Annotated in this window: 13 protein-coding genes; 11 read left to right on the forward strand and 2 right to left on the reverse strand. The window is 38.1% G+C overall.

Annotated features, from left to right (window positions below; all coding sequences use genetic code 11):
* Positions 1-243 precede the first annotated feature (243 nt).
* The 6 genes from MUO14_RS15020 to xylB all read left to right on the forward strand — a co-directional run bounded on the left by MUO14_RS15020 (position 244) and on the right by xylB (position 8,494).
* Positions 244-1,497 (forward strand): ABC transporter substrate-binding protein, encoded by a 1,254-nt coding sequence (locus tag MUO14_RS15020; protein WP_244751438.1) that lies wholly within the window; start codon positions 244-246, stop codon positions 1,495-1,497.
* Between the two features lie 65 nt (positions 1,498-1,562).
* Positions 1,563-2,453, forward strand: coding sequence for a carbohydrate ABC transporter permease (locus MUO14_RS15025; RefSeq protein WP_244751439.1), 891 nt, complete (start codon positions 1,563-1,565; stop codon positions 2,451-2,453).
* A gap of 2 nt (positions 2,454-2,455) precedes the next feature.
* Positions 2,456-3,274, forward strand: a complete 819-nt coding sequence (locus MUO14_RS15030; protein WP_244751440.1) for a carbohydrate ABC transporter permease — start codon at positions 2,456-2,458, stop codon at positions 3,272-3,274.
* 51 nt (positions 3,275-3,325) lie between these two features.
* Entirely contained in the window at positions 3,326-5,641 is a 2,316-nt protein-coding gene (gene yicI, locus MUO14_RS15035; protein ID WP_244751441.1) for an alpha-xylosidase, read from the forward strand.
* A gap of 23 nt (positions 5,642-5,664) precedes the next feature.
* Positions 5,665-6,993, forward strand: a complete 1,329-nt coding sequence (gene xylA, locus MUO14_RS15040) for a xylose isomerase (RefSeq protein ID WP_244751442.1) — start codon at positions 5,665-5,667, stop codon at positions 6,991-6,993.
* A 1-nt stretch (position 6,994) separates the two neighbouring features.
* Positions 6,995-8,494, forward strand: a complete 1,500-nt coding sequence (gene xylB / locus MUO14_RS15045; protein WP_244751443.1) for a xylulokinase — start codon at positions 6,995-6,997, stop codon at positions 8,492-8,494.
* Between the two features lie 1,266 nt (positions 8,495-9,760).
* Here the strand turns inward: xylB and MUO14_RS15050 are convergent.
* On the reverse strand, positions 9,761-10,525 hold the full coding sequence (locus tag MUO14_RS15050) for an IclR family transcriptional regulator (protein ID WP_244751444.1): 765 nt from the start codon (positions 10,523-10,525) through the stop codon (positions 9,761-9,763).
* Between the two features lie 219 nt (positions 10,526-10,744).
* A complete protein-coding gene (locus MUO14_RS15055; RefSeq protein ID WP_244751445.1) occupies positions 10,745-11,869 on the reverse strand; it encodes a Rossmann-fold NAD(P)-binding domain-containing protein in 1,125 nt (374 codons plus the stop codon).
* Positions 11,870-12,156: 287 nt separating this feature from the next.
* On the opposite strand from MUO14_RS15055, the gene MUO14_RS15060 reads away from it, so the two are divergent.
* The 5 genes from MUO14_RS15060 (at position 12,157) to MUO14_RS15080 (ending at position 17,783) form a co-directional block, all read left to right on the forward strand.
* Entirely contained in the window at positions 12,157-13,413 is a 1,257-nt protein-coding gene (locus MUO14_RS15060; RefSeq protein WP_244751446.1) for a metal-dependent hydrolase family protein, read from the forward strand.
* 16 nt (positions 13,414-13,429) lie between these two features.
* The gene (locus tag MUO14_RS15065) at positions 13,430-14,473 is read left to right on the forward strand and encodes a TRAP transporter substrate-binding protein (RefSeq protein ID WP_244751447.1); all 1,044 of its coding nucleotides are present in this window, start codon (positions 13,430-13,432) and stop codon (positions 14,471-14,473) included.
* A 94-nt stretch (positions 14,474-14,567) separates the two neighbouring features.
* A complete protein-coding gene (locus MUO14_RS15070) occupies positions 14,568-15,851 on the forward strand; it encodes a TRAP transporter large permease (RefSeq protein WP_244751448.1) in 1,284 nt (427 codons plus the stop codon).
* Between the two features lie 30 nt (positions 15,852-15,881).
* Positions 15,882-16,424: a TRAP transporter small permease gene (locus MUO14_RS15075; RefSeq protein ID WP_244751449.1), complete on the forward strand. Its 543-nt coding sequence runs from the start codon at positions 15,882-15,884 to the stop codon at positions 16,422-16,424.
* 708 nt (positions 16,425-17,132) lie between these two features.
* Positions 17,133-17,783, forward strand: a complete 651-nt coding sequence (locus MUO14_RS15080) for a class I SAM-dependent methyltransferase (RefSeq protein ID WP_244751450.1) — start codon at positions 17,133-17,135, stop codon at positions 17,781-17,783.
* Positions 17,784-17,998 lie beyond the last annotated feature (215 nt).

Below are 17,998 nucleotides of genomic sequence, written 5' to 3' on the forward strand. Positions count from 1 at the left end.
AAATCCCCTTAAATTGTTTATTGGTTAAATATAGTTATAATTATAACATACATACGTAATGATATAGGTGGTTTTTTATTCATATAAATAAGGGTTTGACATCGCTTACATGAAAGGATATACTTAGTTTAAATATTAAACTAATTGAAAATTACTAATCTTTAAGCACTTAGAGTGTAGATGGGAGGTATAGGGTGAAGTTTCGTGTTTACGGCTTAAAAATAAAAAAGGAGTGTACATAGAATGAAAAAACTAACGGGTTTGACATTTATTATCCTTATGATGGCTTTAGTTGCTTGTAACGGTGAATCAGTCACAGATGAATCTTCAAGTGGGGATGGAAATGGAAGTGGGTCTAAAGGAAATGAGTTGAGTATTTGGTTCCATTTCACTGGTAAAAAACAAGAATCTTTTTTAGAGATTGTAGATGAGTATAACCAGTCACAAGACAAATATCATTTGAAAGCGGAATATGTTCCATTCCCTGATGTTAAGAAACAATTATCCATAGGTTTAGCTGGAGGGACATTACCAGACATGACAACGATGGATGTTGTTGATAATGCATCTTTTGCCGCAAAAGGTGTATTGGCGGATATTACTTCTAGAGTCGAAGAATGGGGAGAAGCAAGCAATTTTTATGACGGGCCCCTTCAAGCAGCCATGTATAAAGGGAAGTATTATGGACTCCCTGTAGGTAGTAATGCATTAGGGTTATTTTATAATGAAGATTTATTGGCAGAGGCAGGTATTGTAGAACCACCGAGTACATGGGATGAACTTAAAGAAGATGCTAAGAAACTCAAAACAGATAACGTCACACCATTTGCGATTTCAGCAGTAAAATCAGAAGAAGGGACATTCCAATATTATCCTTTCCTTCGTTCTTCAGGGGCTGACTTCACTGACCTGGGTTCTGAGGCGGCTAAAGGTTCTATGGAGTTTCTGAAAAGTTTGATCGATGAGGGGTATATGGGTAGCTATGTAGTGAATGCAACTCAGGATGATATAGCAAGACAATTTGCGTCAGGGAAAATAGCAATGATGGTTAATGGTCCATGGAATATCGAGAGATTAAAACAGGATAATCCAGATTTAAATTTCTCTATCTCACAAATTCCAAAGGATGAGGAGTTTGCGTCTGTACTCGGTGGAGAGAATATCGCGATTATTAAAGGCAAAAATGAAGAGGGTGCTTTTGACTTCCTGACTTGGTTCTTGGAACCAGAAAGGCACGAAACCTTTACTGCTGAAACAGGAGCCTTTCCTTCCAGAAAAGATGTTCTGGAAAATTCAGATAAGTGGAAAGAGGACAAATATCTGAGTGGTTTTGTACCTATCATGAATGGAGCTGTTCCAAGAGGACCATCACCTGAATGGCCTTCAATTTCTGAAGCCATCCAAGTTGCAATTCAAGAGTCTCTGACGGGTGCAAAACCTGTGGGTGAAGCATTGGATGATGCTGCAAAAAAAGTGGAAGATATTCAGAATAACTAAAACTAAAGTCCCCGGATGATAAGAGGCTTTAATTTCTAGAATATGAAAGGACAGGAGACTCCATTATGCTAAAAAAGCTCACAAATAGATGGGAAGGGTACCTATTTGTCCTACCGGCCGTAATTTTCATGTTAGCTCTTATAGGTTACCCCTTAATTTATAACATTATATTAAGTTTTCAAAATGTAGATCTTGCTAATTTAGCTTCAGGTAATAAAAGCTTTGTCGGATTGGAAAATTATAAGGAATTATTAAGCCAAGGTGTGTTTGGAACATCTGTTATCAATACAATCGTATATACTGTCGGTAGTGTCGTATTTCAAATAGCGATTGGTTTTTTCTTAGCTGTGTTTTTCAGTATGAAGTTCCGTTTTGCCCCTTTTTTAAGGGGGATTATGATGATCAGTTGGTTAATTCCACTTACTATCACTGCTCTGTTGTTTAAATTCATGATGGGAGCTAATGAAGGGATTTTTAATCAATTTCTTATGACGTGGGGGATTATTGAGGATCCTATTGCATGGTTATCCAGTCCAAAGATAGCATTATGGAGCATCATTATCGCTAATATTTGGGTGGGTATCCCCTTCAATATGTTATTACTGTCTACTGGATTAAGTAGTTTACCAGAGGATGTCTACGAGAGTGCTAGCTTGGATGGAGCAAACTGGTTCCATAAGTTGATTCATATTACGATTCCTCTCTTAAAACCTGTTCTATTAGTCGTTATGATGCTCGGGTTTATATATACATTCAAAGTATTTGACCTGGTATTTGTAATGACAGGTGGAGGGCCTATAAACTCTACTGAGGTTTTATCGACATTAGCTTATCGTTACTCATTCAATGAATTTCAATTCAGTCTTGGAGCTGCTGCCGCAAATGTGTTGTTCTTGATACTATTTGTAGTGAGCTTAATCTATCTAAGCATGATTAGGAAAGACGAGGTGAATTGATTGTGAGTAAAAAAAGAGAATGGACATTAAATATTATTGGGACCTTCATTGTTCTACTATTTCTATTTCCGGTTTACTGGATGATCATCACCGCATTTAAAACCCAGTCTGAAATTTTTCAATCACCACCTACTTTGTGGCCGAAAGATTTCCGAATTCAGAGTTTCATACAGATATTCCAAGATAACGTTTGGCAATATTTCCTTAATAGTTTAGCGATTTCTGGTTTAGCTACTATACTTGTATTGATTTTAGCGGTTCCCTCGGCTTATGGATTGGCTCGATTCAATGTAAGAGGCAAGAAAATGATGATCCTGTTGTTTTTAGTTACACAAATGCTTCCTGCGACTGTTGTGTTGACTCCGCTATTCATCGTTTTTGACCAATTCAGTCTATTGAATAGCTATTGGGGGCCTGTCCTGTCTTGTGCAACGTTGGGTGTACCGTTTTCTGTGCTGATTTTACGTACTTTTTTTATCGGAATACCTAGAGAGTTGGAGGAGGCGGCTAAGATTGATGGGTGTGGACGTTTTAAAGCATTCATTCAGGTGATCATACCTGTATCCCTACCTAGTATTGTGGTTTGCGGGGCGATATCATTTTTCTTCTCATGGGGAGATTTAATATTTAGTATGACTTTTAATAGAAATCAAGATTTATGGCCACTTACAGCTGGAATCTACAATGCGATCGGTCGTTATGGAATTGAGTGGAATACCTTGATGGCTTTTGCGACAATTTCTGTTTTACCAGTGATCATTATCTTCATACTCCTTCAAAAGCACCTAGTGAAAGGGCTAGTAAGTGGTTCAGTTAAATAAGCTTTAAAATTTAATGGGTAGTTTAAATCAATTATGTAAGGTTGTGAGGAAATGAAATTTACAAACGGTTTTTGGTTGAATAGGGAAGGTTATGATATCCATCACCCTAAAAGTGTGCGTGATGTAAAGGTCTCAGATAATGATGTCACCCTTTATGCTCCTTGTAAAGAAATAGAACACAGAGGAGACACACTAAATATACCTTTAATCACTATTCGGCTGTCTTCACCTGAAAAGGATACAATCAGGGTTCAGGCCTATCACCATAAAGGTACATCAGGTAGGAAACCTGATTTTCAAGTAGAAGATCTTTCCCCTGATGTTGAAATATTAAACAATGATAAAGAAGTGGTCATGAAAAGCGGTCAACTTCGTGTGAAAATTTTAAAGGAACAATTCGAAATGAGATTTTATGATGGTGATAAAGAGCTCACTCACAGTAATCAGAAGGGTTTAGCCTGGATTAAAGGACCACAAAATGAATCTTATATGCGTAGCCAATTGAACCTCGGAGTAGGTGAAAACTTGTACGGATTAGGAGAAAGATTTACTCCTTTTATTAAAAATGGACAAGTGGTAGATACATGGAATAAAGATGGAGGGACAAGTTCAGAGCAGTCATATAAAAATGTACCTTTCTATATGAGTAATAAGGGATACGGGGTGTTTGTGAACCACCCAGAAAATGTGAGTTTTGAAATAGGCTCTGAGGCTGTTTCGAAGAGTCAGTTTAGTGTCAGGGGGGAAGAGCTTGATTATTATATCGTCAACGGATCATCACCGAAACAAGTATTAAGTAATTACACGAATTTAACCGGGAAACCTGAATTGCCGCCAGCATGGTCTTTCGGACTGTGGCTGACCACCTCTTTTACAACTGATTACGATGAAGAAACAGTCACTCATTTTGTTGATGGCATGGCGGAAAGAGATATCCCATTAAGCGTCTTTCACTTTGATTGTTTTTGGATGAAGGAATTTGAATGGAGCAACTTCGAATGGGATAGGGACTCATTCCCAGACCCAGAAGGGATGCTTCGAAGACTCAAAGAAAAAGGTCTTAAAATATGCGTATGGATCAACCCTTATATTTCTCAAAAATCAAAGTTGTTTGATGAGGCTGTGAAACATGGCTATTTAATTAAAAGATCTAATGGGGATGTATGGCAATGGGACATGTGGCAGGCAGGGATGGGGATTGTAGACTTTACGAATCCGGATGCTTGCTCTTGGTTCTCTGGTAAGTTGAAATCTTTATTAGACATGGGGGTAGATTCTTTTAAAACTGATTTTGGGGAACGTATCCCGACTGATGTGGTCTATTTTGATGAATCCGATCCTGAACGTATGCATAATTACTATGCCTACACATACAATCAAGTCGTTTTTAATTTACTTAAAGAACAAAGAGGAACGAACGAAGCGGTCCTATTTGCTAGATCTTCTACTGCAGGAGGACAAAAGTTCCCTGTTCATTGGGGCGGCGACTGTGATGCCACTTATGACTCTATGGCAGAAAGTTTACGTGGAGGATTATCATTGACAATGTCGGGGTTTGGTTACTGGAGTCACGATATTGGTGGTTTTGAAAATACTGCTACCGCTGACTTATTCAAGAGGTGGACAGCATTTGGGTTAATGTCTAGCCATAGCAGACTCCACGGTAGGGCATCTTATAGGGTTCCCTGGCATTATGACGAGGAATCTGTGGAAGTAACTAGGCATTTTGCTCGTCTGAAAAATAGATTGATGCCTTATCTATATAATGCTTCAATAGAAAATCATAGTTCAGGGGTACCCGTTATGCGTCCAATGATTTTAGAGTTTCCTGAAGATTATTCATGTCATGTTCTGGATCGACAGTATATGTTAGGTGATTCAATTTTAGTCGCACCGATATTCAATGAGCAAGGGCTAGCTTCTTACTATTTACCAAAAGGTCGATGGACTCACTTATTATCCGGAAAAGTAGTCAGTGGCGGAAAGTGGAAGGAAGAACAGTATGATTACATGAGTCTTCCTTTGTATGTTAGGGAAGGTTCAATTCTAGCTCTAGGTTCTATAAGTGATTTTCCTGATTATGAATATGAAAAAAATATTAGATTTTATGCTTATGAATTTATGAATGGCAAAAAGTCTAAAGCTACAGTATCCAATAAGAACGGGGAAGTAGCTGGAAGTCTCTCATTTCAAAAAACTGATAATAAAATCAGAGTAAAATCAGACATGAACGGGAACGATTACTCGTTAGTCTTATATAACATTGGTTCGGTTTCTTCTGTATCTTCAGGGAACTGGAGAATAACAGAAGAAGGGGTGGAAATAGAACCGAATCCGTCAGATAACGAGTTCCAAATAGTATTATAAACTTATAATGAAGGTGTGATGATATGTCCTACTTTACAAATGTCGGCAAAATCAATTACGAAGGTTCTCAATCTATGAACCCTTTCGCTTTTAAATTCTACAACCCCGAAGAAATGGTAGGCGGTCAAACGATGGAGGAACACCTCCGTTTCGGGGTTGCCTATTGGCATACATTCACAGAAGACTTATCTGACCCGTTCGGAACCGGTACGGCACTTCGTCCTTGGGAGAAGTTTGAGGGGATGGATCTTGCAAAGGCCCGTGTAGAGGCTGCTTTTGAATTCTTCGAAAAGTTAAATGTCCCTTATTTTTGTTTTCATGATGTTGATATTGCCCCAGAAGGAAGTAATTTAAGAGAGTCTAACCAAAATCTCGATACCATTGTAGATATGATCAAAGAATACATGAAGGATAGCAATACGAAACTACTTTGGAATACGGTCAATAATTTCACTCATCCACGCTTTGTGCATGGGGCGGCGTCTTCCAATAATGCCGATGTGTTCGCTTATGCAGCGGCAAAAGTGAAAAAAGGACTGGAAATCGGTAAGGAATTAGGTTCTGAAAACTATGTATTCTGGGGTGGACGCGAAGGCTACGAAACATTATTGAATACAGATATGAAGTTAGAACTTGATAACCTTGGGCGTTTTTTCCAAATGGCTATTGACTACGCTAAAGAGATCGGATTCAATGCACAGTTTTTAATCGAACCGAAGCCGAAAGAGCCGACGACCCACCAATATGATTTCGATGTAGCTTCCGGTTATGCTTTCTTACAAAAATACGAACTTCACGATCATTTTAAATTCAATATCGAGGCCAACCATGCTACTTTAGCGGGCCATACGTTCGAGCATGAGCTTCATTATGCAAGAGTCAACAACGTTCTTGGGTCGGTGGATGCTAATCAGGGACATCCATTACTCGGGTGGGATACCGATGAATTTCCGACTGATTTGTATTCTACGACACTCGCCATGTATGAAATCATTAAAAACGGCGGATTAGGTAGAGGTGGATTAAATTTTGATGCCAAGGTACGACGTGGTTCCTTCACACCGGAAGACCTGTTCCTCGCTCATATTGCTGGAATGGATAGCTTTGCAGTTGGATTTAAGGTTGCCAAGAAACTCTATGATGATAGGATTTTCGAAGATCTTATCAATAATCGCTATGGCAGTTTTTCGAGCGGGATTGGCAAAGAAATTGTAGAAGAGAAGTCTAACTTCCATTCACTTGAGAAGCATGCGCTAGGATTGACTGAAATCAACCAAGAGTCTGGCCGTCTAGAAAATATCAAATCTATCATGAATCAATACTTACTGAAAGCTTATGCTGGAGAGAAATAATATGAAGTATGTCATTGGCGTCGACCTAGGTACCAGTGCGGTGAAGCTCTTGCTTATAAATCAACAAGGTGAAATCGTCCAGGAAGTTTCAAAGTCTTTGTCATTGATCCAGGAGAGAAATGGATATAGTGAGCAGGATCCTCGCGTTTGGGTCAAAGAATCAGTCAGTGGTCTTTCCGAGCTTTTAGAAAAGTTCGGGGGTTCTGCTGACGACATTGAAGGTATCAGTTTTTCTGGGCAAATGCATGGACTTGTTTTGCTGAATGGAGAAAACCAAGTCTTGCGTAATGCCATCCTATGGAATGACACGCGAACGACGAAGCAATGCAAGGAAATCTATGAGGTCGTAGGAAATGACAGGCTACTTGAAATTACAAAAAACCCGGCGTTGGAAGGCTTCACATTACCGAAGCTACTATGGGTGAAGGAGCAGGAGCCTGAAATCTTCTCAAAAGCAGCTAAGTTTGTTTTGCCGAAAGATTATTTGCGGTATAAGTTAACGGGTTTGCTTCATATGGATTATTCGGATGCTGCGGGTACGTTATTGTTAGACATCCGCTCGAACAGCTGGAGTAATGAGCTATGTGAAGCTTTAGAACTGAGCCCAGATTTGTGTCCACCCTTAGTCGACTCCCATGAACAAACAGGGTCGATCACATCGTATATATCAGAGTTGACGGGTCTTTCCACCTCTACCCGTGTATTCGCAGGAGGAGCCGACAATGCTTGTGCTGCAATCGGTTCGGGCATATTGGAAGAAGGGAAAACCCTTTGCAGTATCGGGACCTCCGGTGTAATCCTTTCTTATGAATCTAGCAATGATAAAGAATTCGGAGGTAAAGTCCATTACTTCAACCATGGGGCATCAGAGGCTTACTACACGATGGGCGTCACGTTAGCCGCCGGGTATAGTCTGAGCTGGTTCAAAGAAGTGTTTGCAAACAATGAATCCTTTGAAGATCTTGTAGATAAGGTTGACACGGTCCCGCCTGGTTCCAATGGTTTACTTTTCACCCCTTATGTATTTGGTGAACGTACCCCGCACGCAGATGCGTCCATACGTGCAAGCTTTATCGGAATGGATAGCTCTCATACAAGGAATGACTTTGTTCGAGCCGTCATGGAAGGGATTACCTTCTCCTTGAACGGGTCCATCGACCTTTTCCGTAAAAATGGCAAGAAAATCGTTACGGTAGTATCGACAGGTGGTGGAACAAAGAATGACCATTGGCTCCAGATGCAAGCGGACATTTTTGATGTGAATGTCATCAAGCTGGCCAGTGAACAGGGGCCTGGTATGGGGGCGGCGATGCTTGCTGCCTACGGGTGTGGTTGGTTTGATTCATTGAAGGATTGTGCAGACACATTCCTGAAAGTGGATCAGACCTACACTCCTGACCCAGAGAAGGTGAAAAAATATAACGAAATTTTTGCTATATATCTGGATGTTTATGGACAAACGAAAAGATTGAATGAAAGACTTGTCCCTTATCGCAAATGACCTCGACTAAAGGTCTCATAGTTTACTATGTGAGCCTTTCAGCTCTACAAGCTGGGGTGTCCCGAAAGTTTACTTTGGGGGCGCCCTCTTTTTGTAATGAAAATATCGTAAATTTTTCACGATGGGGCCCACAACCTTCTTTTCTTGAGGAGGTTGTGGGCTTATCTTGAAGACTTGATTCCGAGATAACGGGGGCTTCTAATTGATATGCTTGAAATACATACATTACTATCTGACACTCTTTTAAGTGGTACTAAATATAATGAAGAAACTCGAATTTTTAAAATAATAGCCTCTATGGGGCAGAATTTCATTATTATTGACCCATTATTATTTGTACCGATCAGTATTAAAAACTAAGAATGTTAATTTGACGGTGTTTAACCACCTTTATCTTGTTTAATCATATGTATGTATCTCCAAAAGCCTTCTAAGTTGTTGGCCGCTTCGTGGCCTGTTTGAGGTGGTACTTCCGACTGGGTATTGACTGGATATTGTTCATGAATATTGATATCTTATTTAACCTTTTTCTTATATGCAGAGTTTGAAACACTGAGAAACTAGGGTTTTTAACTCTTATACTTAGGTATTTCATGTACTCAGGGAATGGGCGGCATGATGTTAAGCTGTCTTCAAACATTTTTCTACACAAGGAAATGAAGCCTTATAAATGAATATTGATAAGATTTCTCGGAAACTAAGTCTAAATCTAATAGCCTCTCAGGAGTTCGTTGAACTTTTGGGAGGCATTTGTTGATGAAGGTAAAGATAGAATAATGAATACAAAATGATTTATAGATTTTTATTCCTTACTTTTGCAGTAGCAACCTGGCGCTTTGGTCTTTGCAGCTTACTCGTATGTATCTGTACTTCCGATTCTCCATTTAAAGTATGACCTCTCTTTCAATTGGCTTTCCTCCCTTAAGTATGCCTTCATTCGTTCGTAAATGTACACAGAAAACTACGAACGTTCATAATGAATTTTTTGGTGTTTTACGTACGTTTAATTTCTTAGATTTAAGGAATTTGCGAAGCGTTCGTAAAGGTGTACTTTTATAAACGCTAAAAACCCCTATTCCGGAAAAAAGGGGTTAAGAGAGCAGGTGATTAGTGTCAAAATAATATAACCACGTTATTATCAATTGTCTTATATTTTGTAATGTCTTTTGCTTGTCTTAGCGAGTTTACAAATACTTTCGAAATCGAATATAGAGCAGACTATATCAATCTGGGAACATTATTATAGGTGTACAGGGGTTAAGGTTTTTATACTTTCTCTGTAATTTTTAGTCCTATATTTTTAACAAGCTGTTGAACTGATGTTATGTTTTCGACCAGTTGTGATGTTTTAGCTCCGACAATGGAAAGAGAGGCAATAACATTCCCTGCTTTATCAAAAATAGGCACTGCCATACTCACAGCTCCATCTATTGGATCATCAATACTAACAGAGATGCCGTTTGCTTTAACGTCTTTTAATTTGTTCAAATATGTTTCTTTGTCTACAATCGATTCTGATCCATATTGCTTTAATGGATATTTTTCAATGAGTGTTTGTACTTTAGAAAAATCCATATGGGATAAAAAAACCCTCCCAAAATTCCCATAGGTAAGGGGTAAGGTTTGACCTGCTTTAGAGAAAATCCGAAGTTCTTTTGTTCCTTCAATAGTTTCTATAATTAGGATTTGTTCTCCCTCCAAAATGGCTAATTGGACGGTATCTCCAATAAGGTCTCGTAACTCCTCCATATTCTCAAGAGCTAAATTCCTTATTTCGCTTTGGCTTTTGAGTTTGACGCTAAGTTCAAGAATTTTATAACCCAATGAATACTTCTGAGAAATACGGTCTTGTTTCACAAAACCTCGGTCTTCAAGGGTCTGTAATGTACGATGTAATGTACTTTTAGTAACATTAAGTTCTTCTCCGAGTTCACGGATACTTCTATCACTTTTATTACTTAATAGCAGCAAAAGATCAATTGCATTATCAACAGCAGAGATACGTGAAAAAGAATGATTCGTTCCAGTCACTAAGATTCCTCCCATATTTTCGCTTTCGACTAGCTAAAAAACAACTATACCTATTTAAATTTAAGCACAATAATTTCTTCCGAACAAATATCTCTCATAAATGGAGGAAGGTGAGAGTTAAACTATGATAGATAATGGACACACAATACATTGCGAGATTGATAAAATTTAAGACAACCACAATACGAGCTGACTCAAAATGAGTCAGCTCGTATTACATTAAGATATTACGGTTTCACACTGGGAGGCAAATTCTTTATATTTACTCATCAGTTCCTTTGCCAGTTCTAGGCTCTCTTCCGGTTTAAACGATGCATGATCAAAACCTAGCATCTCTTTTAATATTTTATGAGTATAATCAGAATACACTACAGTACCATCATCCTTAATATGGTCAATTCCATCTAATTTTGCCGATTCTTCATTTATTTGAATAGCTTCTTCAAGTGAAATTTCCTCAGGGAGTGCTGTTTCTGCTCCTTTGCTACTAAGAATAATTGGATACCCACCGGGCAAACCTTTTGGCGTAGGCGAATGCGTAAATATTCCTGATGGACTCATTAATGCAAACATATTTTTTATCGTTGAACTGGCAGAGACAGTTGTAAATTCAGTTCCAGGGGGATACGACTTTATAGCATCCCATAACAATTGATCGGTATCAAACTGATTTGTTACATCTTTATCATTGACCACAACTTTAATAAAATACGGTGCCTTTTTGTACCCCTCTTCCCTAGGATAAACCCACCATTCATGATGTGCTACAAGGTAGATTTTTACTAAATCTGTTGGGACCTGAAAGTAATTAGAAACAAAAGTTCTAACAGCAGGTTCAATTACATCAACATTACCAATACCTATTGTCGGAGTAAGCCCAACATTAGCTAAAACTGGATTTACCAAGTCCGACAACGCCGTATTAATAACATGGGGGTTCAATCTGGACTTTTTAACTGCCAGCATCAGATGATAAGGGAGTGCTAATTGGCACGGAAGCCAAGCACCTAAACTTGCAGCACTTAGCTTTGCGTACTCTTCTTTTGGTAGTTTTCGAATAACATGCCAAGTTTGTAAAACAGCACAGTTAATGATAACATCCGGTTTTTCATTTTCAATGAGACGGGCAGTTGTTTCTACGTCCAATAAATCCATTTTTTTAAATGTGATCTTTGGGTAGAGGCGATTAATGGCGGCCCCATTAATCGCATTATTTACCTTTTTTCGTCCTACTTCCTCATTAATATCACATACAATCAGTTCAGGGCATCTCGGATCTCTGGCTAGGAACTCTAAAATATGACCGCCTACTTCACCAGGACCGACAAGAAGTACTTTATTCATCTGTATAACCTCCATTTCGGGACAACGTCCCTTTTGTTGATGATTATAAGAGTTTCCTTTTAAAAAAGCAACATTTAAATTGTTGTTTTTTTGGGAAAATTACAAAAATACCTCTAGTATTTCATTTAATGATGTGTTACCTTTTATTAAAGGGACGACGTCCCATAATATGAAAGCGCTTTTAAAGGACGCCTGGTCGTATGATTTTAGAGTGCCACTCTCAGTTTATTATGTTCACTATTTAGACTAGCACCTGAATGAAAAATTAGTTAACTGGAGGTTTGATTATGAAAACTGCTTATTTGGTAAAAAAGTTATTTGATGGGCTAAATGAAGAATACAAAAATGATGTAGCCATTCTTGTCGATAACGAAATTATCCAAGATATAGTAGATGTTGATGATGTGCCGTTCGAATACAACATACACGATTTAGGGGATTTATTTGTTATACCTGGGTTATTTGATTGCCATGTTCATTTAGTATGGAATGGCAGTTCACACCCAAAAGCTGTGATGACAGGTGAAACTAGTGAAATGACTGCAGTTCGGACCGCGGAGCATGCTAGATTAGCTCTCCTGCATGGAATAACCACAGTAAGAGATGTAGGGGGCGATTACAAATGTGTTCTAGGTGTTCGGGATGCCATTGAACAGAGAATTATTCGTGGTTCAAGGATAATTGCCTCAGGTAACCCGGTGATTATGACAGGGGGACATGTTCATGAGTTTGGTTATGAGGTAGATGGTCCCCATGAAGCACGAAAAGGTGTTCGTGAAATGATCAAACGAGATGTTGATTTAATTAAAATTATGGCGTCAGGTGGAATATATGGAAAGTCTGAGTCACCAGGGCATCCTCAATTTACGGTAGAAGAAATGTCGGTAATTGTAGAGGAAGCGCATCAAGCGGGACGAAAAGTTGCGGCACATGCTGAGGGAAGGCAAGGAATTATTAACGCTTTAGAAGCAGGGGTTGACACTATCGAACATGGGAACCTGATGACTGAGGAAGAAGCCAAAATCATGGCTGAAAAAAATGTATTTATTGTGCCTACAATATCTACTTTCTATTATAAGGCTACATTTAATGATCAACTTTCGGGAGTTCCTGATTACGTAATGAAGAAAGTGAAACAAATCATTGAGGGAAGCTATAATGTACTTCGTTATGTGAAGGAATACAATATTCCTATTGCGGCGGGTACTGATGATGGGGCTACGTGTATGCCGCACGGTGCTTTATTCTATGAACTGGAATTGTATGTACACTGTGGTTTAACACCATTTGAAGCATTAATGTCAGCAACCTCTAATGCGGCAAAAGCATGTGGGGTTGAGAAGGAATTAGGCACAATAGAGCCTGGTAAAAAGGCAGATTTTATTGGTCTGAAAAATGATCCGTTGAAAGATATCAGTGCGTTACGTGAAGTCGACACGGTCATAAAAGAAGGCAAAGCTGAAAAAAGCAACGCCATGGGTCTTGAACGGGAGAACAACTTAGAACATTTACGAGTTCTTAAAACAGATAGAATTCTAAACTAAATTGGAGGTGCTTTACATGAAAAAAGCTTTACTAGCGTTGCTTTTAGTTTTGATAGTGGCAATGGCTGGGTGCGCGAACCAATCTAATAGTTCTTCAGGAGATAGTGAAAAGATAACACTCAAAGTAGCAACCCATACGAATCAAGAACACTATTCATACAAAATAGGGATAGAACCCTGGATGGATAAAGTTACTGAATTAACTGATGGAAAAGTTGAATTCGAAGTATATACTAATGAGCAGTTAGGAAAAGCAAAAGACAGTTATAACTTAGTAAAAAATAAGGTTGCTGACATTTCTTTTATAGTATATGCACAAGATAAAATGCCTTTGACAGATTTGCCAATGCTCCCTAATATTTACGGTTCTGCTTATGAAGGTACTCGGGCATATTGGGATGTTTCATCTGATGGAGGAATCATGCTAGAAAAAGCGTTTTTGCCAAATGGAATAAGACCGATATTTAACTTTGCTGTATCTCCCTTTACATTTGGAACAGTAAACGAAAAAATTGAAAATCTAGAGGATATTGAAGGAATGAAACTACGAACCTCTGGTGGTTTACTTGATTTAACATTAAATGAATTGCAAGGTACACCTATATCGATGCCAGTGACTGATGCGCGACAGGCTCTAGAAAGAGGAACTATAGAAGGGATTATGACTTCATGGTTATCTATTAAACCGTATCAGTTAGAGAAACCGCTAAATTACATTATTTCAAATGCTCCATTAAACGGCTGGGCTGCTTTTTATGCAATAAATGAAGAAAAATACCAATCATTACCACAAGATGTCAAAGAAGCTATGAAAAAAGCTAGTGAAGAAACCGTTATAAATCTTGCAGAAAAAATTAATGACTCAGAAGAAAAGGTCAAAACCTCTTTAAAAGAAGAAGGGATAGAAATTTATCCTCTTGAGGATGAACAAGTGCAAAAATGGGAAAAAGAGCTGGATCCACTTGTAAATGAATGGATTTCCGAAATGGAGAAAAAAGGTTTACCTGCTCAGAAAGTTTACGACGAATTTAAAAAATCCGTGGAAAAATATAAAGAATAAAGCTAGTAAGCATATTACCATTTAGCACATTGGTAATATGCTTACTCATATAACAAATCATGGGATTGCAAGATGAAAAGGGGTGGAAAACATTATGGATGTCATCATTCCTGTTCTTTTACTTTTTTTGTTTTTAGCGTTTGGAGTACCTGTTGCCATCGCGATGGGTGTAGCTGGTGCAGTAGGTTTATATATGGCTGGGGGAGTTGATAGTCTTCTGGGCATTTTTCAAACTGCTCCTTACAGTTCGGTGGCTTCTTATGGTTGGGTGGTGGCCCCAATGTTTATATTGATGGCCGAATTTTTATCAGCGAGCAAAATAATTAACGATTTATTTAAATCTGCTCATAAATGGTTAGGTCATATTCCAGGGGGACTAGCTGTTGCCACTATATTCGCTAGTGGGCTTATGGGTGCTTTATCAGGTTCCAGTACTGCATCGGCTGCTACAATATCTTCATCAGCAGTTCCCCAAATGAAGAAATTTGGTTATAATCCTAAACTGGCAATGGGTGTAGTTAGTATAGGGGGGACATTATCTATATTAATACCACCAAGTACTATATTGATTATTTATGGAATTATTACAGAGTCATCAATAGATAAGCTGTTCATTGCGGGAATTCTTCCGGGAATTATAACTGCCTTGGGCTTTTGTGTTGTGATTTTGTTATGGGCTTTCATTAAATCAGAAGATGCTCCCCGTATTTCGCCTGTTCCGTTTATTGAAAGAATTCGTTCACTGCGCCTTTTGTGGCCTATACTACTTCTTTTATCACTTGTGCTGATAGGAATTTATATGGGCATTGTAACTATTACTGAAGCAGCTGGACTAGCTGCCGTAGGATCTTTTATAATTCCACTTGTAATGGGGAAATTCACCTTTTCTTCATTTAATCAAGCTTTAAATAATTCTTTAAAGACAACGACAATGATATTCACCATCATTATCGCAGGCCATATTTACGGCTACTATTTAACAATAACGCAAATAACGCAGAAACTCGTAAATTTTGTGGCTGTTTTAGATGTTTCCAAATGGACCATTATGTTATTTATCGTTTTACTTTACTTAATATTGGGATTTTTTATGGATCAAATAGCTATATTGCTTTTGACCTTACCATTAACTTTTCCTGTTGCAATGTCACTGGGGTTTAATCCAATATGGTTCGGGATCGTTGTTGCAAAAACTGCTGAGATTGGGCTAGTTACACCGCCACTTGGTTTAAACATATTTGTTTCTTCCGGTGCTGCAAAAGAGGATATAGGTATTGCGTTTAAAGGAATAATACCTTTTGTTTTGGTGGATGTAGTCATATTGCTCTTACTAATCTTTCTTCCAGCCATTAGCATGTATTTACCAAATCAAATGTAGGTTAATTAGGTTATTCAGGGAGTGATGCCATTGAATATTTTAAATAAAATTGACTCTTTAATGTTTTGCATGGCTAAAGTTTCTATTTTTATATGTATGTTTTTAATAACCATAAATGCTGCAATGAGATATTTATTCAATAAGCCTTTGACAGGGACTTATGAATTTATAGAGCTATTCTTAATGGTCATACTCGTATTTTTAAGTTTGAGTTATACTTGGAAATTGAAGGGGTTTATTAGCATAACGGTTTTGTTTAATAAATTTCCATTACTAATTAAAAACTTGATTTACTTTGGGATAATTATTTTAGGGGTATGTTTTTTCTCTTTAATTGGTTATGAAGGTTATGCAACGACAGTAGAGAAATGGCTAAATAACGAGGTATCAAGTGGGGTAATTCCGTGGCCCCTATTTTTATCAACAGTGTGGGTACCACTGGGGTGTTTAATGATTGTGTTAAGAATGTTTTTAGAACTTGTAATAGGTGTAAGAAACATTTTTTCTATAGGTATAAGATCAGATATATTTGAAATGCAGGATGAAATTTATTCTAACGAAGAATTAGAGTGAAAATTATCAAAAATGGTTTGGAAAAATATATATAGTTTTAGATAATGGTACATGTACAATTTACAGTTTTTGTTTACCTTTATTCAGCAAAAGGACTTTGCTTTTGTGGAACAAAAAAGCCCAATTTCTCAGTGTTGAGAAATTGGGCTTTTATATTGACATTTTAGTTCCACAGTCATGCGAAATAAATATAAAATCGACAGATTAAAATTGGGTGGTTATGTAGTTGTTATCAAAAATGAACGTTACTGATAACTTATGTTGATCCGGGATAGATTTTATGATTGGATTGATAAAAGGTGACCTTAATAATAAATGAACGGGTGATTTTATGGATAGTATTGTAGAATTAATTTCAAGTATAGTCCTTATTTTTGGTTGGTTTACCTTGACCGTTGGTTGGGGCGATCGGTTGTATTGTGTCACTTTTTTTAGGAGGTATATGGATAATCGTTCCATCCTTAATTGGGGTTACTGGAATTATTGGCATCTGGATTTCAAAGGTGTTAATAAGAATTATAGATTAATGTCTAATTGGGGAATGTGTACATCACATTAGTTTTAGTATAAAAGTGAAACACTGTTGTTGAGTGGAAATAAAGTTGTTCCGCAATCGGGCCAGATTGTGGAACAAGAAAATTCACAATTGGCATATTAATGTTAAGATAATTTTGATGCGTTTTATGCTTATATTGGAGGGATGAAGTGATGAAACGTAAAAATCCATGGACGAAAAATAAGAATTTAGTAATTCCAATTACTACAACACTAATTACTGCAGCAATCCTCACCTATCGGATAAATCGAATGCGAAATGAGCCGTCTCCTCTCCCATATAGTCAACGAATGTTTACCGAGTTCCCCCGACCATTTATGTCTCGAACCCGATTGCATATGATGCTCCAACCGGTAGCTGGCCAGAGATTACTAGAGATAGGCCCAGGTACTGGATACTATTCTTTAGATGCTACCGCATGGATATCGCCGGGTGGAACTCTAGATATTCTTGATGTCGAACAACGAATGCTAGATCATACCATTCGTAAGGTTCACGAATTTGGATTGGATAATGTGTTCTCGACACAAGGAGATGCACAGGAGCTTCCTTACCCGGCTAACTCCTTTGATGCGGCATTTCTGGTTGCTACTCTTGGAGAGATTACAGATCAAGAGCGCGTCCTCAAAGAGTTGCACCGTGTCCTAAAGCCCGACGCACATCTCGTAATAGGTGAAGGACAGCCAGATCCTCATATGGTGGGTTATCAGCGCTTACGAAAGTTGGTGCAAGATAAGGGATTTATCTTGGAGGGGAAAACAGGAAACTTTTGGGGATACTTCGCCAAATTCAAAGTACTCTAGCAGCATCATAGACAACACGCAAAATGTCAAAGACGGTTTTCTTTTGATACTAGTGGAGTTTAACCCGTTTTTTCAATCGGCTTGAGAATCAGCCTTTTATAAAAGGGGCAGCAGAAAGAACAGCTGAACAATAAATCCCTTTCTTTTGTATGCGTATTGGGAGTGAAGAAGGAGAACACTTCTAATTCTAATCTCCATATTTTGGAGCGTTGTAT

This window comes from Halobacillus shinanisalinarum (assembly GCF_022919835.1).
Taxonomy (GTDB): domain Bacteria; phylum Bacillota; class Bacilli; order Bacillales; family Halobacillaceae; genus Halobacillus_A; species Halobacillus_A shinanisalinarum.